Genomic DNA, 20,817 nt, shown 5'->3' with positions numbered 1-20,817 from the left:
TTACAATCAGAGGGCTTATTATAAAAAAACGCGATATATTGCATACGGCACCAAGCACAATTTACAACAAGAAGGGATTTAAAAACCATGCAGAATAAACTATCTTTTACTTCTTATCTACTGATTGGAATCATGCTATTCGCACTTTTCTTTGGTGCCGGTAACTTGATCTTTCCCGCGCAGTTGGGACAAAATGCAGGAACGAATCTATGGCCTGCAGTCATCGGCTTCCTAATTACAGGGGTAGGATTGCCTTTTCTCGGAATACTTGCGATGGGCTTTTCAGGAAGTCGGAACTTGCAAGATTTGGCGAGCCGAGTCCATCCCGTCTATGCTATCTTATTTACATCTTTATTATATTTGACGATTGGCCCGTTCTTTGCTGCTCCACGGACAGGAGCGGTCGCATTTGACATCGGCTTCTCCGCATTCATTCCGGAAGATTCCATGCGTCTCGCTTTGTTCATCTTCACACTCATCTTTTTCGGAGTGACGTTATGGTTATCGCTCAACCCGGCAAAAATCGTTGATCGGATCGGGAAAATCATGTCACCCGCCATTATTGTTTTATTGCTCATCTTGTTGGTCGTGGCTTTCATCAATCCGATGGGAGCGATCCAATCTCCAGTAGATGCGTATGCGAATGGAGCGTTCATGAAAGGGTTCATGGAAGGGTATAACACGATGGATGCACTAGCATCGCTCGTCTTTGGAATTATTGTCATTAATGTCATCCGTTCCATGGGTGTCACAGATAATGTCCAAATCCTCTCGGCTACAATGAAAACTGGTTTCGTCGCAGCTGGATTCCTTGCACTTTTATATGTAGGAATCGCTTATCTCGGGGCAACGACTACAGAGAAATTCGGTCTTCTAGATACAGGTGGTCCTGTGTTAAGCGGTGCAGCCGCCCATTATTTCGGAACATTTGGGTCCGTCATGCTAGCAGTAATCATTATACTGGCCTGCTTGACGACGAGCATCGGGTTAATGACTGCTTGCGGTGAATATTTTAACACGATCATTCCTAAAGTAAGTTACAAAGCGTTTGTCACGATTTTCACGACTTTCTGTTTTATTGTGGCAAACTTCGGATTGGCTAATATCATTACGTATTCCATCCCGGTTTTGATGTTTTTATATCCGCTAGCTGTCGTTCTCATGTTGCTGACGTTCACTTCACCATTGTTCAATCATTCAAGATTCGTCTACGTCAGTGCGACGGTTGTAGCATTTTTAATAAGTGTAATTGATGGAGTGAAAACTCTTTATGGTACGTTGGGGGTAGTTGAACAGGAGTGGCCGAACTGGCTCAGCGGAATTATAGCCTTCTACGATCGGGCTTTACCGCTCTACAGCGAAGGTCTCGGCTGGCTTCTTCCGGTAGTGATTGTGATCCTTATTACTGGAATCATAGCTAAAATCCTTCAGCCTTCTGTGCGATACGATGAAGGTTAATTACCGCTTGAATCAACTGAATACAAAATATAGATAATGAAAAAGGTGCACCCTCTTAATATTTGGAGCTTATACTTTTTCCCGACTGTAGACAAACCCGAAAATACTCTGGTTTGCCTACAGTCTTTTTCTTTTAATATAGATGTATTACTAGAATTGTTGATTTCCGTTGCGGGCGGACGCTTTCCGCGGGCACGGCTTCAGCCAATCGAACAACGAAGAGTTCGATTTGCCTTAATTTCTGCGTTCTTTGCAGAAATTAAGGCAGCCTATGCTCGCAACGCTTCGCTTGTGCTCGCAAAAGCCGTTCTTCGTTACGGCTTTCGCTGTGCTCAGTCCAGGGTCTTCAGCTCGTGCTGTTCCCGCTGGAGTCGCCGCCCTCCGCTTCAATCAACGGAGCCTCCAATTAAATGAATGAGTTGATGGGTACCATTGGCTCATTACTGTAGATTAACCTTGTAAAATAGGAAAAAGGGTTGGAAATCAAATCGATTTCCAACCCATGAGAATGGCATTTTACCCTATCCTATATACATGATGTACGCCCTGTACTATACGAACCAGCTAAAGCTCCGTGACAGGATTGCTCTACAATAGACATATGGCTTTGCGAATAAAACAAATATTTGTTAGGTCTATTTGGTATATTCATTGTTGTTATATTAAGGGGCACTTGTTGCGTGGAGTGCAGGCGCCGAAGTGCAAAGATGTGCTCTCAACGCTTCGCTTTTGTTCGCAAAAGCCGTTCACCGTGACGGCTTTTCCTGCGGGAATAGCATGAGCCTTGAGACCCCGCAGGACGCACGCCTTTTGCGACCGAGGAGGCTCAAGCCATGCCCGCGGAAAGCGAGTGCCGGAACGGAAAGCAACAGCCTGTTTACAGTGTTAAGCCCTTTATCTCTAATATCATCAAAATAATTCAGGCAAACTCTTGCCTACAGATAAGAAAGCGTCCTCCTGAAAAGAGAGTCAAACAGTCCGGAAGTCAAAGGAGTGCTTTTTTATTCTGTTTTCTTTGAATTAAATTCATCAATGGCACGGAGCCAGTTTTCGCGCATGACTGCCGCTGCTTTTTCACCATTTCCTTCTTTCAGGAAGCGGATAATATCCTTGTGCTCTTCAATCGACTCTTCCGTCAAGATAATCGAATTGTGGAAGAACAGCCGGCGGACATGGGTTTGCAACGAAGCGACAATGGAATGTATATATTGGTTTGAAGCTTGGTCGACGATGATTTGGTGAAAGTCCTCATCAATTTTCAATGCCGTAAAATAATCTTCTTCATGGACGGCTTGTGCGAAACGATCATTCGTCTCTTCCAAATCTTTTATGACGGTATCATCTAAATTTGGGATAGCAAGTTCTGCAGACAATGCCTGCAGGGCGGCTAGTGGCGGCAACAGGTCATTGATTGACTCTTTGACGACCTCTGTCACTTGTGTCGCTTTTCCAGGATACATTTTCACGAATCCTTGGACTTCGAGCAATTGCAGCGACTCGCGGATTGGCGTTCTGCTGACACCGAGCGCTTCAGCCAATTCAATATCGTTCAATTTCTCACCTGGCTGCAATGTTCCATCGATGATCCATTGCTGTAATTGATTAAATGCACTTTCTTTCGCTGTCTTCCGTGTCGGCTTTTGATGCCCCGAAGGAATCGGCATTACTCATCACCATCCTGCTTGCAATTTAAAAATCATGACTTGCTACATTTCTAGTACCAATAGTATACAGTAAAAGAATGAAGGGGGGAAGTTTTGATATTTAATATATCGGTTTAAATCAGGCGGGAGTAGACGAGTGAAATATCTTTATCTTCTTCGGTCGCCCCATAAGATATCTCTTCCCGAACGTATGTAAAGCCCTTCGCTTCATAAAAAGGGATTCCGTACATATTGCCTTTTGCAACCAAAACCCATTGCCGATCCGCACCGTATGTATGCTTTTGTACTTTTGTATAAAAATCGAGAAGTCTTGAACCGATTCCTTTTCCTCTTGCTTCAGGGGCAACATAGAAGACGTAAATCTCTCCATGAGCTTCATCTTTCATCCCGCCGCCAATGACTCCTAGTATGTTTCCTGCCATTTCAGCGACAATATAGCCGTGCCACCTTTTGTCGATTGTTGTGACTTCCTGTTCGACGCGTTCGACATTGTAATATTTCTCAATTAGACGCTCAATATAAGCTTTCGAAAACAGTTCACCATAAGTGAACCATTGGCATCTTGAAAGCAAGTCAGCAATGGATTTTGCTTCATTCCTCTTTGCCATTTTCACTAAAATTTCTGTCAAATTAAATTTACCTCCCAGTGTAATATTCACTTTTCTTTTGTAATGATACTGGTTGCAAACTGTAACATCCATGTAATACTTCACTGCTAATCTATGGATAGACTAAAAAAGGCGGGGAGTAGAAAACTTGAGAAAACATATTGTGACGCTTATTTTTACAGTAGTTTTATTGATCGGTAGCACGACCGAAAGTTTTGCAGCCTCTTCAACGTATAAGGTCAAAAAAGGTGATACGCTATTTAAGATAGCGGAAATGCATAACATCACCGTAAAAGAATTAAAAACATGGAATGGCATTAAATCGGATATCATTCATCCGAATCAAAACTTGAAGGTCGTCAAGACCGATACAAACGTCGCGAAAGTATCATCTAAAAAGGTTGCCAAAACACCTTCGCGATCTGATGATGACAACGTTGTAAAGGAAATCACGGTTTCCGCAAGTGCTTATACGGCAAATTGCAACGGCTGTTCGGGCATTACTTCAACAGGCATTAACTTGAAGCGCAATCCAGATGCGAAAGTGATTGCTGTCGATCCATCCATTATACCATTAGGAACTAAAGTGTACGTGGAAGGATACGGATATGCCATAGCAGGCGATACCGGAGGGTCAATTAAAGGAAATAAAATCGATGTCTTCTTCCCAAGCAAAAGCGAAGCGTATAAATGGGGAAGAAAAGACGTGAAGATAAAAATATTGAAATGACGATAGCTAGCCAACCCTTTCATTTTCAAAGGGTTGGCTATTTTAATTCCTCCAAAGATTCATCCATCATGGTAAACTGTTGTAAAACGAGGGGAATGGGGAGTGGATATGGAGAAGAGAAGATTAATCATTGGTTTAATTGCTATTCTAGCAATACCTTTATACATTTGGATTGCTTATGTCGAGATTCCGGGAAAGGCGAAAGTCGGGGAAGAGAAGCTTCAGCAGGATCCTTTGAAGCACGATTTTGGAACTGTGCTCGATTATAAAAATGACTATATGGGTGATGCCTCGAATACTTCAGGGCTGTTTCAGTCTTTGCCTTTGAATGAATACAAAGGGACGATAGAAATGAAGCCTGAAGAGTTTTACCTGCTCGTCCATTATGAGGCGAAGTCAGCTGAGCTGGAAGGCAAAGCTGAACAGGCTGTCATTTACAACTCGACTGCCGCATTTCTGTTAATTAACAACTTGGAAAAGGTAAATATGGCGTTCCTTGACGAGTCTTACGTTGTGACTCGTGAAAATGTCATGGATTGGTTTGGTGAGGATTTCGGCAGTTTGATCGACCCTGAACAGTTTAAGGGCCAAGTGCAAAAGGAGTTACGTAATTCGGGTAAGGCGGAAATCGAAGCTTGGCTTAACGCTTATATGAAAGGGGAAGACAGATGAATATTTTTATTGTTACCGGTGCATCAAAAGGAATCGGTTTTGAATTGATGAAACAACTTAAGTCCAAGGGGGATAAGGTAATTGGCATCGCCCGGACAAATGCAAACGAGGACGAAGATATGTTGACTGTTGATCTTTCACAGACCGCTCATTTGGCTGAGCTGATCCGTAATGTCATTGAAGAGAATGTTTCGTCTGCTACATCCTTCACATTGATCAATAATGCGGGGACAGTGGAACCGATCGGATTGATCGGAACAATAGACGAATCGAAACTGTCAGAAGCGCTCGCTGTCAATCTGACGGCTCCTATGATTCTTTCGAATGCATTCATCTCAGCGCTTGATAAGTTTGAGGGCGATAAGAGGATCGTCAATATTTCTTCAGGTGCAGGCAGGAGTCCATATGAAGGCTGGGGTGTTTATTGCACGACGAAAGCGGGGCTCGACCACTTTTCCCGAGTCGTATCATTGGAGCAGAAACAGGCCGAACACCCTGTGGACATCCTATCGATTGCCCCTGGAATCATCGACACTGGCATGCAGGAAACAATCCGGGCAAGCAATGCGGATGACTTCCCATTGCACGACCGTTTTGTTGACTACAAACGGCACGGTCATTTAACCAGTGCGGAAGAGACAGCAAGGAAACTTATCGTCATATTGGAACGCAAAGATTTCAGCTCACTCGGACCAATAGCGGATATCCGCCAAATCAGTGAATGAAAAAGGGGTGTTCGATTAGAAGGAAGCCGTAATGGCAACCTTTCTATCGGACACCCACTTTAAATTTACACTTGCTCGACCTGTTCAAAATCCCTCACTTTTTCGATTGCAATCAAAAATGGGGGATTTTTTCGTTGGTTCAGCAATTCATAACGGATGACGTGAACATCGGCCTGGTGGAGCGACTTCACATAGGCGAGCAATGCGTCACGCTCTTCCTTCCCGCCTTCATGGCCATCATAAACGGAAATCGTTATGATTCCACCTTTTTTAAGCATGCCGAGAAGCTTATCGATAGCTTCGATTGTAGAATCTGGTTTTGTGATGATGGACAGATCTTCACTATATGGAAGGTACCCCAAATTGAACATTGCTCCGCCAATCTGCTTTGTGACGTACTGATCCACATTGGCATGGCTGTCCAAAATCAATGTGACACGATCATTCAGCTTGTCCAACCTATTTGCGGTCGATTCGAGCGCGGCTTGCTGGATATCAAAAGCGAATACATGTCCTTCCTCACCTACGAGCTCCGCCAGGAATAAAGTGTCATTCCCGTTTCCCGCAGTCGCATCGACAACCGTATCACCTGGTGAAACAGTTTCACTGATTAACCGTTTTGAAAAGGGCAAAACCCTGTGCAATAAAATAGTACTCATATGCGTTCAACCGCCTTTACGTAAAACTTCCCTTGATAGCTGTCGCGTCGTTCCAATTCTTTGTCGATGCCATTCAGCACATCCCACTTGGAAGCACTCCACATCGGACCGATCATTAAATCGAGCGGACCGTCTCCAGTAATACGATGGACAATCATCTCGGGAGGAAAAATTTCCAGTTGATCGACGACAAGGTTGATATATTCCTCTCTCTCAAGAAACTCCAGCAGGCCCTTTTCGTATTGTTTCACCATCGGAGTTCCTTTCAGCAAATGCAATAGATGAATCTTAATGCCTTGGACGTCGAGTTTCGCCACTTGTCTTGCCGTTTCCATCATCATTTCTCTATCTTCGAGCGGCAGTCCATTGATGATATGGGTGCAAACACGGATGCCGTGCTTCCGCAGTTTTTCCACGCCTTCCACGTAAGTGGCGTAATCATGTGCCCTGTTCACGAGCTTGGCTGTTTTTTCATGAACGGTCTGCAAACCTAATTCGACCCATAAATACGTGCGTTCATTCAGCTCGGCCAAATAGTCGACAACATCGTCGGGCAGGCAATCGGGACGAGTGCCGATAGATAAGCCGACAACTCCGGGTTGGGCGAGAGCCGCTTCGAATTTCTCCTTCAAAACAGGAAGCGGGGCATGCGTGTTCGTATAAGCCTGAAAATAAGCGATATACTTGCCATCTTTCCATTTCCGATGCATCTTGTCACGAATCTCCGCAAATTGGACTTCGATCGGCTTCGCCCGATCTCCCGCAAAATCGCCCGAGCCAGCGACACTGCAAAATGTACAGCCGCCAAAAGCAACCGTGCCGTCCCTGTTTGGACAATCAAATCCCGCATCAAGAGCGACCTTGAATATTTTAAAGCCGAATTCGTCCTTTAAATGCCGTGACCATGTATGATACCGTTTTCCCTCGGTAGGGAACGGGTAAATGTAGTCAACCATCTATTTCAACTCCTCTAACGTTACATTGTACCATGTCGAATTCGATCGTTGTCATCTGAATTGCGGAACATATTCTGTTTTTCTTGTCCCAAACCAGAAAAAGGCATACACTCGAAATAGCCTTTGCTAGTAGGAGATAGAGATCGGAGGCAATGGAAAATGCCTAAAATGGAAATACCAAATAAAGTTTGGCTACTTATCATAGGGATGTTTGTCAATGTCATAGGGAACTCGTTCCTCTGGCCATTGAATACGATATATATGCATGAATACCTCGGTAAGTCTTTGGCGGTCGCCGGTCTTGTCCTGATGGCGAATGCCGGAGCCGGTGTCGTTGGGAATCTGCTTGGCGGTTTTTTATTTGACAAGATCGGTGGATTCAAATCAATCATGGCGGGCATCATTATTTCGATTTTGGCACTTGCTTATCTTGTATACGATCATGATTGGTATCCATATATCATTTTGCTTACAGTTTTAGGATTTAGCGGCGGAGTCATCTTTCCGAGCATGTATGCGATGGTCGGAACGCTATGGCCGGAAGGTGGCAGGAAAGCATTCAACTCGATTTACTTGGCGCAAAATGTCGGCGTTGCAATTGGACCCGCACTCGCGGGTTTGATAGCATCTGTGCATATTGATTATATATTCTTTGCGAACTTGATTTTTTATGTTGTTTTTCTTTTCATTGCCTACTTCGGATATAGAAAGCTGGAAATAGCACCCGATCGCCACACGGACGTCATCCGTGAAACAGTGCGCATCAAGAACAAAGCTCCCTTTTATGCATTGCTCATCTTGGTCGGCGGCTATTTGATCACGTGGCTTGTCTATTCCCAATGGTCGACGACGATTTCCACGCATGCATTATCACTCGGAGTGACATTGAGGGAATACAGCTTCATTTGGACGATTAACGGACTGCTGATCGTTATTGGACAACCGTTCATCAAACCGCTTATCAAACGGCTTGAAAAGCAGCTGAAAGCGCAGATGGTCATTGGGACGGTAATCTTTATCATCTCCTTTATCGTAGTCAGTTTTGCAGGCTCTTTTAAAATGTTCATCGTTTCGATGGTCATCCTCACATTCGGTGAAATGATCGTTTGGCCGGCCATTCCAACTTTGGCGAGCCAACTTGCACCGAAAGGAAGGGATGGGTTTTACCAGGGAGTCGTCAACTCTGCTGCTACGATCGGCCGCATGATTGGTCCTTTGGCGGGGGGCATCCTCGTGGAAATCCACGGGATGAAAATGATGCTCTTGCTTCTGACGAGCCTCATGGCCATTACAATCATCACAACGCTTGTATACGACAGGCCGTTGAAATCAAATCAAAAACCGGACATCCAATAAGGGATTTCCGGTTTTTTAGTTTGGAAGATTGCTTCCCGTTAAATAGTTTGATTAAATGAATATAGGATAGTTGCAATTTTTCTGAAGGATTTAAAGGGGGAATGCTAGATGAAACCGATTTATTCAACAGCTATGGAAGCGATTTCGCAGATCGAAGACGGCTCCACTTTAATGGTGGGGGGCTTCGGACTTGTCGGAATCCCGGAACAGCTCATTTTGGCACTTGTCGAGAAAGGCGTCAAAGATTTGACGATCATTTCGAATAACTGTGGAGTGGATGAGTGGGGTCTTGGTCTGTTATTGAAAGAGAAGCAGATTAAGAAGATGATAGGATCGTATGTCGGTGAAAATAAGGAATTCGAACGCCAAGTGCTTTCAGGCGAAATCGAAGTCGAACTGACACCGCAAGGGACGCTCGCTGAAAAGATACGTGCAGGCGGAGCGGGGATCCCGGCATTTTACACACCTGCAGGAGTAGGGACGACTGTAGCGGACGGAAAAGAAATTAGGGTGTTCAATGGCAAGGAATATGTCCTTGAAGAAGCGCTCGTTGCTGATTTTGCATTAATTCGCGCAGCAAAGGCCGATAAGATTGGGAACTTGATCTATAACAAGACTGCCCAAAACTTCAATCCGATGATGGCTGCGGCAGGCAAGATAACAATTGCAGAGGTGGAAGAAATCGTAGAGACGGGCGACCTCGACCCGGCGACGATCCATACTCCGAGCATCTACGTACAAGGATTATTGCAAGCGAAGCAGGAGAAACGGATAGAGCGACTGACGACTCGATAAGGGAAGGGGATGTTCACGATGAATTTGAGAGAGAGAATTGCAAGACGTGCGGAAAAGGAAATTAAAGACGGCGACTACGTCAACCTTGGCATCGGAATGCCGACATTGGTCGCCAACTATATATCGGAAGACAAAACGGTAGTGCTGCAATCGGAAAACGGCCTCCTTGGCATCGGGCCGTACCCGACGGAGGACCAGGTCGATCCAGATCTGATTAACGCGGGCAAAGAAACGGTGACGACGATTCCCGGCTCTGCATTTTTCGATAGTGCGGAATCCTTTGCTATGATCCGTGGGGGGCATGTCGATGTAGCCATCCTTGGCGGTATGGAAGTGTCCGAAAAAGGAGACCTTGCCAACTGGATGATTCCAGGCAAGATGATCAAAGGGATGGGCGGCGCGATGGATCTCGTGCATGGCGCTAAAAAAATCATCGTCATCATGGACCACGTCGCGAAAGACGGCTCGCCCAAAATCAAGAAGGAATGCTCATTGCCGTTGACAGGAAAAGGCGTCGTCCATAAAATCATCACGGAACGCGCCTTGATCGACGTGACACCCTACGGTCTGGAATTAAAGGAAGTATTCGAAGGGTTCACAGTCGAAGACGTCATCAATTCGACAGAAGCGGAACTGAAAGTGAATATTGATTGACATATACATGCCAAGTCCTCGCTGAAGGACTTGGTGTTTTTTAGCTATATTGTTTCATGTATTGTATTTTGGAACAATTTCGGGTACACTACAATAAACTGAATTCAAATAGCGTTGGCGTTGATAAGGAATAGTAATCGGTCCGGTCGATTGAAGAGAGCAGGCGGTTTGGTGCAAGCCTGTACGACTACGATGAACTCGCCTTTGAGCCTGCATCGGTGAACGAAAAGTAGCCAGTGCCGTTTTCCGCGTTAAGGAAACAAGTTGGGCGGCTTTGCCGTCAATTTGGGTGGCACCGCGGGAGTACATATACCTCTCGTCCCTTATCGATTAAGGGACGGGAGTTTTTTTATTTCCGCGAACCGCAATGCGCATTTTGAATATAGAGGGAAGGAATGAACAGCAATGAGTTATAAACATGTAGAAATCGAAAAGAAATGGCAGCAGTACTGGAAAGACAACAAGACGTACAAAATGGTCAATGACGAATCTAAGCCGAAGTTCTACGCGCTTGATATGTTCCCATACCCTTCCGGTGCCGGGCTTCACGTCGGCCATCCGCTTGGTTATATCGCGACGGACATTTTAAGTTCATTCAAACGGAAGCAAGGCTACAATGTCCTTCATCCGATGGGGTGGGATGCTTTCGGATTGCCTGCTGAACAATATGCGATTGACACGGGGAATGACCCTGCAGAATTCACTGCGAAAAACATCGCGACGTTCAAGCGTCAAATGAATGACCTTGGATTTTCCTACGACTGGGATCGTGAAGTGAATACGACAGATCCGAAATATTACAAATGGACGCAATGGATTTTCATCCAATTGTATAAAAAAGGCTTGGCGTATATCGATGAAGTGCCTGTCAACTGGTGCCCGGCACTTGGAACAGTCCTTGCGAACGAGGAAGTCATTGACGGCAAATCCGAACGTGGCGGTCATCCGGTCGAGCGCCGCCCGATGCGCCAATGGGTATTGCGCATAACGGAATATGCAGATCGTTTACTTGAAGATCTGGAGGATCTTGATTGGCCTGAAAGCTTGAAGGATATGCAACGCAACTGGATCGGCCGCTCTGAAGGCGCCCAATTGACGTTCGACATTGACGGAACAGACCTTTCATTCGAAGCATTTACGACGCGTCCGGATACAATCTTCGGTGCGACGTATGCGGTACTTGCCCCTGAGCATAAGCTTGTCGACAAAATTACGACTGCTGAGCAAAAGGAAGCTGTAGACGCTTATTTGGAGAAAGTGAAAACGAAAAGCGACTTGGAGCGTACCGACCTTGCGAAAGAGAAGACTGGCGTATTCACGGGCGCTTACGCAATCAACCCTGCAAGCGGCGAAAAAATGCCGATCTGGATTGCGGATTACGTCCTTGCAAGCTATGGAACAGGCGCAATTATGGCGGTTCCTGCGCATGATGAAAGGGATTATGAGTTCGCAGTTGAATTCAACTTGCCGATCGTTGAAGTCGTTGCAGGCGGAGATATCTCAAAAGAGGCATATACTGGCGATGGAGAACATATCAACTCCGATTTCTTGAATGGTCTAGGGAAAGAGGAAGCGATCGAAAAGGCGATTGCGTGGTTCGTAGAAAACGGCAAAGGCGAGAAGAAAATTACGTATCGTCTGCGCGATTGGCTATTCTCCAGACAGCGTTATTGGGGTGAACCGATTCCGATCATCCATTGGGAAGACGGATCAATGACTCCTGTAGATGAATACGAATTGCCATTGATGCTGCCGAAGACGGATAACATCAAGCCGAGCGGAACAGGCGAATCACCATTAGCGAATATCGAAGAGTGGGTCAATGTAGTCGATCCGGTTACCGGCATGAAAGGCCGCAGGGAAACGAATACGATGCCGCAATGGGCAGGAAGCTGCTGGTACTACTTGCGCTATATCGATCCGGATAATGATGAGATGCTAATTGATCCGAAGCTGGCAGAACGCTGGTTGCCGGTCGACATTTACGTCGGCGGTGCGGAGCATGCGGTGCTTCACCTTCTATACGCCCGCTTCTGGCATAAGGTTCTTTATGATATCGGCGTCGTACCGACGAAGGAGCCTTTCCAAAAATTGTTCAACCAAGGAATGATCCTTGGAGAGGGACATGTGAAAATGTCCAAGTCACTTGGCAACGTCATCAACCCTGACGACATCGTCCATTCACACGGCGCGGATACGCTTCGTCTATACGAAATGTTCATGGGACCACTTGAAGCATCAAAAGAATGGTCGACCAATGGCTTGGAAGGATCTCGGCGTTTCTTGGATCGCATTTGGCGACTATTCGTCAATGAAGATGGAACGCTAAGCTCGAAAATCGGTGGAGAACCAGGCGGCGCGATTGAAAAGGTGTATCACCAAACCGTGAAGAAAGTAACGGAAGACTTCGAAGGAATGCGTAACAACACTGCCATTTCTCAAATGATGGTGTTCATCAATGAAGGGTATAAAGTCGACTCGATTCCAAAAGAATTCGTTGAAGGCTTTGTCATTATGATTTCTCCGATTACTCCGCATCTGGCAGAAGAGCTTTGGGAGAAGTTAGGTCATAATGAATCGATTTCGTATGTCGCGTGGCCGACGTACGACGAATCAAAACTATTCGATGACACAGTCGAAGTTGCTGTGCAAATCAACGGAAAAGTCCGTGCGAAGATCAATGTCGCAAAAGACATTACGAAAGAAGATCTTGAAAAGGTTGCACTTGCAGATGAAACTGTGAAGCAATGGATTGATGGAAAAGAATTGAAAAAAGTCATCGCTATCCCAGGCAGATTGGTTAACATCGTAGCTGTTTAAGCATAGAATATTTGTAATCCGTGGAAAGAGTTTATTGCTTTCCGCGGATTTTTTTGATCGCGTCCAACAGTCATCCAATGTGGTATCCCACAAACCGATTGCATAAAAAAACACCAGGGATCACCTCCCTGATGTTGATATCTATCATTGATCTTTCGCAAATGCCCCGGCACTCATGCCGGCAATCCGTCCAGTGACGAGAGCGGAAGTGATATTGTATCCACCTGTATAACCATGGATGTCTAGGATCTCACCGCAGAAGAAAAGTCCATCCTTTTTCCGGGAAGCCATCGTCTTAGGTTCGATTTCCTTCGTGGAAACCCCACCGCCTGTGACGAATGCCTTTTCAATCGGCTGCGTGCCATTTACGGTCATCGGGAATCCTTTCAATAGCCCCGCGAGCTTTCGGATTTTTTCATTGGAAAGGCCGGCTCCGATATCGGCATGGTCAATGCCTGCCCGATCAAATAAAAACAGCAGCCACCTTTCCGGTGCGATTCCTTTCAAGCTGTTCTTAATAGCCTTCTTTGGATCGTCTTTCAACAAACCATGAATCATTTGGAAGGCCTTTTCCTCATTCATGGAAGGAAGCGAGTCAATGCGCAATTCAACAGGATGTCCTCCATTTTTCTTCTGCTCCTTCACGACGAATTGGCTGCACCGTAATATGGCGGGGCCACTTAACCCGAAGTGAGTGAAAAGCATGTCCATCTGATGAGTGACAAGCGTTTTCCCTTTGGCATTCAAGACGGAAACAGCAACATCCCGCAATGCGAGGCCTTGCAGTTCCTTCGATTGGATGAATTGCTCATCGGACAGCAATGGAACTTCCGTCGGATATAGGTCAGTCACAGTATGCCCGGCCTTCTCAGCCCACGGGTAGCCATCTCCTGTGCTTCCGGTTTGCGGCACTGCCTTTCCGCCTACAGCGACAACGACCGAGTGCGAACGGATTTCTTCACCGTCTTCGAGCCGCACGCCTAAGATCCGTTCCTCATTCATCAATAGTTTTTTCACGCGGGTCGACAATCTCACTTCCACATGCAATCGATCCATTTCGGACAGCAACGCATTGACGACGTCCTTAGCTTTATTCGAGACAGGGAACATCCGGCCGTGATCCTCTTCTTTTAACGGAACGCCGAGCCCTTCAAAAAACGCAATGATATCCTCATTATTGAAAACGGAAAATGGGCCGTATAAAAACCTTCCGTTACCTGGGATGTTTTTTACAATTTCCTCAAGCGGCAGTCGATTCGTAACATTGCACCTTCCGCCACCTGATATAGATAATTTATTGCCAAGCTTTTTCCCTTTATCGAGAAGAAGCACTTTATTGCCATGCTCTGCTGCAGCGATCGAGGCCATCAGTCCTGAGGGACCCCCACCGATGATAATGACGTCATACATATATGGAACCACACTTTCAGTTTTTCTCCATTATACATGATGCGCCCGTTAATCATTGTGAAAAGTGCTGGCGGAGGGTAAACTGGTATGTAGCTTTGTTGAGTAGTTCTTAAGATTGGAAGGATCAAATATGTCATCAAACCTTGTGAAAGGCACGGCTATTTTAACGATCGGCCTCTTTTTATCGAAAGCGCTCGGTCTTTTATACGTTATTCCGTTTTATGCAATTGTCGGTGAAAAGAATATCGGTTTGTATCAATATGCATATATTCCATACAATTTAGCTTTGGCGGTCGCAATTTCAGGTGCACCGCTTGCCATTTCAAAATTTGTAGCCAAGTATAATGCGATGGGCGATTATGCAACTGGTCGGAAATTGATGAAATCCGGGGTGCTCGTCATGTTACTGTCGGGTGTCCTGTCGTTTCTAGTCCTCTACTTTATGGCTGAACCGATAGCCCATCTTGTACGGAAAAGCGACGAGCAGATTTTTACAATCGCAGAAATTACATCTGTTATCCGCTGGGTCAGCTTCGCCTTGTTGGCAGTACCGCTTATGAGTATCGTTCGCGGATACTTGCAAGGGAACCAGAAATTTGAACCGACGTCCGTCTCTCAGCTTGTCGAGCAGATTGTCAGGATTGTAGTTGTCCTTGTAGGCGGCTTTATCGTTGTGAATGTGCTCGATCTGTCTCCAAGGACAGCAGTGAATTTTGCGGTGTTTGCGGCATTCATCGGGGCCCTTGCCGGTCTTGTAGTCCTATATAAATATTGGATGAAATACAAGCCGGAATTCTCCCAGTTGTATGCGAGCAGTCCAACTGCGAGCAATGTCACCTTCCTTGACATGTACAAAGAAGTGATCGGCTACACAATTCCATTCGTCCTAGTCGGCGTCATCAATCCTTTATATCAATTCATCGATATGATTACGTTCAATGGAGCGATGTCGAGCATCGGTCTCGCGAAAGTAACCGACGTTTATTTGACGATGCTCAACTTCCTCACCCATAAAGTAGTCATGATACCGGTGATGGTCGCGACAGGCTTTTCCATGGCGCTCATTCCAGTCATTACGGGATATTATACGAAGAACGATCAGAAGGGTCTTACCCGTTCTCTTGACCAAACATTTCAGATCATGCTCTATTTGACCGTTCCGATGGTTCTAGGACTGATCATCCTATCGAATGAATTTTATACATTCCTATACAGTGAAAACCCGGTCGGTTCAGGTGTGTTGGCGGCATATGCTCCAGTCGCGATATTGTTCGGCCTATTCTCGGTTACTGCGGCAATCCTTCAAGGGATCGATCGGCATAAGTGGATCGTCTTCACTTCACTTACGGGACTTTTATTCAAAATGGTCTTGAATATCCCACTTATTAAGCTTTTCGAAGTGAACGGTGCGATTGCTGCTACGGCAATCGGATATGCAATCGCAGTCGGAATCAATATCTATGTCATTTCAAGAGTCCTTCATTATCGTTCGAGAATGGTGTTCAGGCGGCTGGTCCTCATCGGGATCTTCAATGTGATCATGTTTATTGCCGTTCACTTTACGTTAAAGGGGCTGTTGGCTTTCAGTCCGGTCGGCGGCAAGATGCAGGCGCTGCTCTATGTTATGATTTGTGCGTTTGTCGGGGTGGTTGTTTACGGGGCCCTTTCATTGAAATCTGGGCTCGCGCAAAAACTGTTTGGCGACCGATTGACGAGAATTACGAAGAAGCTTGGTTTTGGAGGGTGAATGATGCGACTTGATAAATTATTAGCGAATATGGGATTTGGCTCCCGTAAAGAAGTGCGTCAACTATTGAAGAAAGGTGCCGTGCAAGTAAATGCCGAATCGGTAAAGGATGCGGCGCTCCACGTCGATCCGGAAAATGATGAAGTGACGATACTCGGTGAACGGGTCGTCTATAAGGAATTCATTTATTTAATGTTAAATAAACCACAAGGCGTCATCTCTGCGACCGAGGATGACCGGGACCGGACTGTCATCGATTTGCTGGACAGTGAATACCGGCATTTTGAACCGTTTCCGGTTGGAAGGCTCGATAAGGATACGGAAGGGTTTTTATTGATAACGAATGACGGCAAGCTCGCCCATGAGTTATTGTCGCCGAAAAAGGAAGTTCCCAAAACGTATTATGCGCATATCGATGGCCGGGTCGATGAAACGGATATTGAACGGTTTGCGGAAGGGTTGACGTTGGACGACGGCTATTTCACAAAACCGGGACAGCTTCGCATATTACATTCAGCTGAAACGTCGGAAATCGAGCTGACAATCACAGAAGGGAAGTTCCATCAAGTGAAGCGGATGTTTGAAGCGGTCGGGAAGCGGGTCGTCTATTTGAAACGACTGTCAATGGGGCCGTTGGAGTTGGACACGACATTGAGCTTGGGAGAATACAGGGAGTTGACGGATGAGGAAGTCGCGATGCTTCGCAATGAAAAAGGCTGAACCGTATTGTGCGGTTCAGCCTTTTCGTATGCTAGATTGAAGTGTATTTACGAGGGCAATTTAACTTTTTTCTTCGTTGTCGTCCATTTCCCGCGGGCTGGGCTTGTAATAAGCTCGTTGTATTCGAGGACGTTCAAGTCCCTTTGCGCCGTGCGGGATGTGATGCCGAATTCTTCAACAACATTTTCCGTTGTGACAATACCCCTGTCAAGGATATATAAATATACGTCCTTGATGCGGGTAAGCATACGATCAGTAGCTGGATTCAACTGTGGAACCACTCCTTCATCATCATTTTCCAAAAACGATGGGCATGAGACTATTGAATGTACCCTATGTTAAGTTGAAATAGCCCCCGACAATGCACTCCTTTCATCAGAACGTTGCGTCAGATGCAATGTTCTGACAATATTAGTATAACTCATTTTTGCAAATAGTACATGGATTTTTTGTAAAAGTTCTGTAAGAAATGTTTTGCTCTTTATTTTCTAAGCTGAACATGTAAAAATAGGGTATCAGGAAAGAGGGTGCTTGGATTGGTGAATTGGAAAGAAAGAGTGTTGGAAAGAGAAAATCTTCTGATTGATGATTTGAAGCAATTGGTTTCCATTCCATCCGTACTTGATGAAAGCTTGGCGACAGAGGATGCACCGTTTGGACCGGAGCCGAAGCGGGCGCTTGATTGGCTTCTGGAGGAAGGCAGGAAAGCGGGATTCACTGTGAAGAATATCGATAATATGGCAGGTCATATTGAAATGGGTGAAGGGGATGAGCTGCTTGGCATCCTTTGCCACGTCGATGTTGTACCTGCAGGCTCCAATTGGACATACGGACCGTTTGACGGGACTGTGAAGGACGGGAAGCTGTTCGGCCGTGGTGCGATTGATGATAAAGGGCCGACAATCGCTGCTTGGCATGCCATGAAAATGGTGAAGGAAGCGGGCATTCCTCTGAATAAAAGGGTCCGCCTCATTATCGGGGCAGATGAAGAAAGCGGCTTCCGTTGTGTGAAGCGTTATTTTGAAAAAGAGGAAATGCCGACAATCGGGTTTGCGCCTGACGCCGATTTTCCGATCATCAACGCTGAAAAAGGGATTTCGACATTGGTCTTCACTCAAAAGACGAAAGAAGCCGATGGGCAACTTCTTCATTTCAAATCGGGCGACCGGACGAATATGGTGCCAGATTATGCGGAAGCACATATTAAAGGGTTCGATTTCAAGGAAATTCAAGGTAAATTTGAAAGCTTTACGAATATACATGACGTCGTGGCATCGATCGTTGAGGAAAACGGCGAGGCGTTTTTACGATTCCATGGCAAGTCCGCACATGCGATGGAGCCCGATAATGGAGTAAACGCGGCGGTTCTCCTTGCAACATTCTTGAATAAGATTTTTGAAGAAGGTGAATCGAAGGATTTCACCCAATTCATTGTTGACGCGTTTGGAACTGAAACACGGGGACGTTTTCTAGGATTAGCTTATAATGACGAAATATCGGGCGATACAACATTGAATGCCGGCATCGTCTCCTTTACCCCGGAAGAGGGTGGCCTAGTGCAAGTAAGCATGCGGTATTCCGTCACTTATCCGTTTGAAGAGAAGATCGGAACTTGCAACGATCGGTTAAAGGATACACCTTTCACTATGGAGGTAAAATCCAATTCGAAGCCGCATCATGTCGATGCAAATGATCCGTTCATCAAAACGTTGCAAGAGATTTACACGTCCTATACGGGTGAAGAGGCTGAACTTTTGGCGATCGGCGGCGGCACGTATGCGCGCGTGCTTGATAAAGGAGTCGCTTTCGGCATGCTCTTCCCGGGAAGGGACGATGTCGCTCATCAAGCGGATGAATATGTATATATAGAGGACTTATTAAAGGCGACAGCCATTTATACGGAAGCGATCAGCCGACTTGCGTCCAATGAAAGGGAAGGGGAAAACGAATGACGATGTATTTTAATGATGGGAAATTCACAAAGAAGGATAGCTTGAACATTTCGATTGATGACAGAGGATACTACTTCGGTGATGGAGTTTATGAAGTCGTGAAAGTATATGATGGGGAATTGTATACTGCTGAAGAGCATTTCGCGCGCCTTTTCCAAAGCGCTTCGAAAATCAAAATGACCATCCCTTATTCGGAACAGCAGCTGATCGACATTGCAAAAGAATTGGTAAAGGTGAACGAAGTAGAAACCGGCCATATTTATTTGCAAGTGACACGTGGAGCATCTCCGCGGGTTCATCAGTTTCCTGAACTTGCAGTGACTCCGGTCGTGACTGCATACTCCGTCCATAATCCAAGGCCTTTGAGCAATATCGAGGGCGGCGTTTCGGTAAAAACAGTTGAAGATGTAAGATGGCTCCGTTGCGACATTAAGAGCCTGAACTTGCTAGCCAATGTACTTGCAAAACAAGAAGCTTACGAAGCGGGCTGTGCTGAGGCAATCTTCATCCGCGACGGAATTGTCATGGAAGGATCATCCTCCAATGCATTTGGTGTCAAAGATGGCGTCGTTATTACACATCCGGCGACAAATCTTATTTTGAACGGAATCACACGCCAAGTTGTGTTGAAGCTTTGTAAGGAAAACGGAATTCCTATCGAAGAAAGGGCATTCACACCGGACGAGATGTACACGATGGATGAATTTTTCATTACGTCGACGACCGCGGAAATCACCCCTGTCGTTTTAATTGATGAGAAACCGGTTGGTTCAGGTACGCCGGGTGGGATTACGAGAAGCCTGCAGAAAGCATTCGCGCGGCAGATTCCGTTGTCCGTAGCGGGCGAATGACGAACATTGGCTTACTGATCGGAGTGGAAAAAATTGGCGCAACTCGTCAAACTGCTTGATTATGTTTCTCGCTACGAAAATGATTTATCACGTTATCCGACACAATATATCCGGTTGAAAACTTCCCAATGGAAACGGATGAAAACTCAATGGGAGCATGGAGCTGACCTTTCCGATTGGAGGCATATTCCCGAAGAAACGGGAGAGCAGCAGACCGAGGAGGGGAAATGGTATTCCCCTCTAGTCCGTCTGTTCGGCAATCGGAAAGTGCGTTTGGAGGAAGAGGAGCCGTTGGAGATTGGCAAGGATGGACAAGGTGATGATGTGGGAGTCTTGGATTTCAATCCAAATATCATCTATCATCCTGAAAACGAGCAACAGCTTCGGACACTTTATTTGGACCAGCTATTCCATTTTCAATTAAAATGGGCAAGCTCGACGATGTTGGAAAGGTCCAACCTGGATGCAGGTTTCATGAGGGATTCACTCCTAAGAAGCTTCACCCAGCAACTTCCTGACAGCTACCTTTTGTTTTATTACCCGATTCTAAAAGTGAAAAAAGCACCCGTTGAGCTCGACATCATCCTTATCACGCCGATAGAATGCCTATGCATCACGGTGTTGGAAGCCGAGAGCGCGGCTGCATATATCGGAAATGGAGACCGGTTTTGGACGAAGAAATTCGGGGATCAGGAATCCAGGGTATTAAATCCGCTTATCGGACTGACAAGGATGGAGAAAATAGTGTCGGGAATCTTTGCGGCGAACGAAGTCGATTTCCCTATTAAGAAATTGATTATCTCAAGAAACGGCTATATTGATTACCCAGGGTTGCCTTACGATACAGACATCGTCGACCGAAGAACGTACGAAAACTGGTTTGCCTCGCTCCGGAAATCGACAGTGCCAATGAAGTACAACCAATTCAAGGCAGCACAATCGATTTTGGATAACGGGCAAACTACTGCGGTGAGCAGACTTTTTGAAGAGCAGATTGATCAGGGACAGCCTGATAATAATGAATAGAAATGAGTGTAATT

The 20,817-nt window shown here is 45.8% G+C and carries 19 protein-coding genes and 1 other annotated feature; of the genes, 13 read left to right on the top strand and 6 right to left on the bottom strand.

Annotated features, from left to right (window positions below; all coding sequences use genetic code 11):
* Positions 1-87: 87 nt before the first annotated feature.
* Positions 88-1,458 carry a branched-chain amino acid transport system II carrier protein gene (brnQ, locus tag AB1K89_RS08090; RefSeq protein ID WP_413054254.1) on the top strand — a complete coding sequence of 457 codons (1,371 nt, stop codon included), beginning with the start codon at positions 88-90 and terminating at the stop codon, positions 1,456-1,458.
* A gap of 1,001 nt (positions 1,459-2,459) precedes the next feature.
* Here the strand turns inward: brnQ and AB1K89_RS08085 are convergent.
* A complete protein-coding gene (locus AB1K89_RS08085; RefSeq protein ID WP_413054253.1) occupies positions 2,460-3,122 on the bottom strand; it encodes a GntR family transcriptional regulator in 663 nt (220 codons plus the stop codon).
* A 113-nt stretch (positions 3,123-3,235) separates the two neighbouring features.
* Positions 3,236-3,751, bottom strand: coding sequence for a GNAT family N-acetyltransferase (locus tag AB1K89_RS08080; protein WP_413054252.1), 516 nt, complete (start codon positions 3,749-3,751; stop codon positions 3,236-3,238).
* A gap of 127 nt (positions 3,752-3,878) precedes the next feature.
* Here AB1K89_RS08080 and AB1K89_RS08075 point away from each other — a divergent pair, with 127 nt between their 5' ends.
* The 3 genes from AB1K89_RS08075 (at position 3,879) to AB1K89_RS08065 (ending at position 5,857) form a co-directional block, all read left to right on the top strand.
* A complete protein-coding gene (locus AB1K89_RS08075) occupies positions 3,879-4,460 on the top strand; it encodes a 3D domain-containing protein (protein ID WP_413054251.1) in 582 nt (193 codons plus the stop codon).
* 108 nt (positions 4,461-4,568) lie between these two features.
* A complete protein-coding gene (locus AB1K89_RS08070) occupies positions 4,569-5,132 on the top strand; it encodes a DUF4825 domain-containing protein (protein WP_413054250.1) in 564 nt (187 codons plus the stop codon).
* Positions 5,129-5,857 carry an SDR family NAD(P)-dependent oxidoreductase gene (locus tag AB1K89_RS08065; protein WP_413054249.1) on the top strand — a complete coding sequence of 243 codons (729 nt, stop codon included), beginning with the start codon at positions 5,129-5,131 and terminating at the stop codon, positions 5,855-5,857. Before AB1K89_RS08070 ends, AB1K89_RS08065 begins: the two co-directional genes overlap by 4 nt.
* 65 nt (positions 5,858-5,922) lie before the next feature.
* On the opposite strand, the gene mnmM is transcribed toward AB1K89_RS08065, so the two are convergent.
* On the bottom strand, positions 5,923-6,516 hold the full coding sequence (gene mnmM, locus AB1K89_RS08060) for a tRNA 5-(aminomethyl)-2-thiouridylate-methyltransferase MnmM (RefSeq protein ID WP_413054248.1): 594 nt from the start codon (positions 6,514-6,516) through the stop codon (positions 5,923-5,925).
* Positions 6,513-7,472 (bottom strand): tRNA modification radical SAM protein MnmL/YtqA, encoded by a 960-nt coding sequence (gene mnmL, locus AB1K89_RS08055; protein WP_413054247.1) that lies wholly within the window; start codon positions 7,470-7,472, stop codon positions 6,513-6,515. The genes mnmM and mnmL overlap by 4 nt, the downstream gene beginning before the upstream one ends.
* A 174-nt stretch (positions 7,473-7,646) precedes the next feature.
* Between mnmL and AB1K89_RS08050 the strand changes: the two genes are divergently transcribed.
* The 4 genes from AB1K89_RS08050 (at position 7,647) to leuS (ending at position 13,097) form a co-directional block, all read left to right on the top strand.
* Positions 7,647-8,828 (top strand): MDR family MFS transporter, encoded by a 1,182-nt coding sequence (locus AB1K89_RS08050; RefSeq protein ID WP_413054285.1) that lies wholly within the window; start codon positions 7,647-7,649, stop codon positions 8,826-8,828.
* Positions 8,829-8,936: 108 nt separating this feature from the next.
* A complete protein-coding gene (locus AB1K89_RS08045; protein ID WP_413054246.1) occupies positions 8,937-9,623 on the top strand; it encodes a CoA transferase subunit A in 687 nt (228 codons plus the stop codon).
* A gap of 9 nt (positions 9,624-9,632) precedes the next feature.
* Positions 9,633-10,277 carry a CoA transferase subunit B gene (locus tag AB1K89_RS08040; protein ID WP_413054245.1) on the top strand — a complete coding sequence of 215 codons (645 nt, stop codon included), beginning with the start codon at positions 9,633-9,635 and terminating at the stop codon, positions 10,275-10,277.
* Positions 10,278-10,388: 111 nt separating this feature from the next.
* Positions 10,389-10,604 (top strand) — a binding site (T-box leader).
* Between the two features lie 78 nt (positions 10,605-10,682).
* Positions 10,683-13,097: a leucine--tRNA ligase gene (gene leuS / locus AB1K89_RS08035; RefSeq protein WP_413054244.1), complete on the top strand. Its 2,415-nt coding sequence runs from the start codon at positions 10,683-10,685 to the stop codon at positions 13,095-13,097.
* A 144-nt stretch (positions 13,098-13,241) separates the two neighbouring features.
* Here leuS and AB1K89_RS08030 read toward each other — a convergent pair whose 3' ends face one another.
* Positions 13,242-14,507, bottom strand: coding sequence for a BaiN/RdsA family NAD(P)/FAD-dependent oxidoreductase (locus tag AB1K89_RS08030; RefSeq protein WP_413054284.1), 1,266 nt, complete (start codon positions 14,505-14,507; stop codon positions 13,242-13,244).
* A 130-nt stretch (positions 14,508-14,637) separates the two neighbouring features.
* Here AB1K89_RS08030 and AB1K89_RS08025 point away from each other — a divergent pair, with 130 nt between their 5' ends.
* Positions 14,638-16,254 (top strand): putative polysaccharide biosynthesis protein, encoded by a 1,617-nt coding sequence (locus AB1K89_RS08025; protein ID WP_413054243.1) that lies wholly within the window; start codon positions 14,638-14,640, stop codon positions 16,252-16,254.
* Between the two features lie 3 nt (positions 16,255-16,257).
* Entirely contained in the window at positions 16,258-16,974 is a 717-nt protein-coding gene (locus AB1K89_RS08020; RefSeq protein WP_413054242.1) for a pseudouridine synthase, read from the top strand.
* 47 nt (positions 16,975-17,021) lie between these two features.
* Here AB1K89_RS08020 and AB1K89_RS08015 read toward each other — a convergent pair whose 3' ends face one another.
* Entirely contained in the window at positions 17,022-17,243 is a 222-nt protein-coding gene (locus AB1K89_RS08015; RefSeq protein WP_413054241.1) for a DeoR family transcriptional regulator, read from the bottom strand.
* A 270-nt stretch (positions 17,244-17,513) separates the two neighbouring features.
* Here AB1K89_RS08015 and pepV point away from each other — a divergent pair, with 270 nt between their 5' ends.
* The 3 genes from pepV to AB1K89_RS08000 are packed head-to-tail and all read left to right on the top strand — an operon-like array spanning position 17,514 to position 20,803.
* Positions 17,514-18,926, top strand: a complete 1,413-nt coding sequence (gene pepV, locus AB1K89_RS08010; protein WP_413054283.1) for a dipeptidase PepV — start codon at positions 17,514-17,516, stop codon at positions 18,924-18,926.
* Entirely contained in the window at positions 18,923-19,777 is an 855-nt protein-coding gene (dat, locus tag AB1K89_RS08005; protein WP_413054240.1) for a D-amino-acid transaminase, read from the top strand. The genes pepV and dat overlap by 4 nt, the downstream gene beginning before the upstream one ends.
* Before the next feature lie 33 nt (positions 19,778-19,810).
* Positions 19,811-20,803: a nuclease-related domain-containing protein gene (locus AB1K89_RS08000; protein ID WP_413054239.1), complete on the top strand. Its 993-nt coding sequence runs from the start codon at positions 19,811-19,813 to the stop codon at positions 20,801-20,803.
* The last annotated feature ends 14 nt before the right edge of the window (positions 20,804-20,817 follow it).

Origin of the sequence: Sporosarcina pasadenensis, assembly GCF_047228845.1 — a bacterium.
Lineage (GTDB): Bacteria > Bacillota > Bacilli > Bacillales_A > Planococcaceae > Sporosarcina.
Note: the sequence above shows the minus strand (reverse complement) of the source record. Positions and strands in the feature narration are given on the sequence as shown.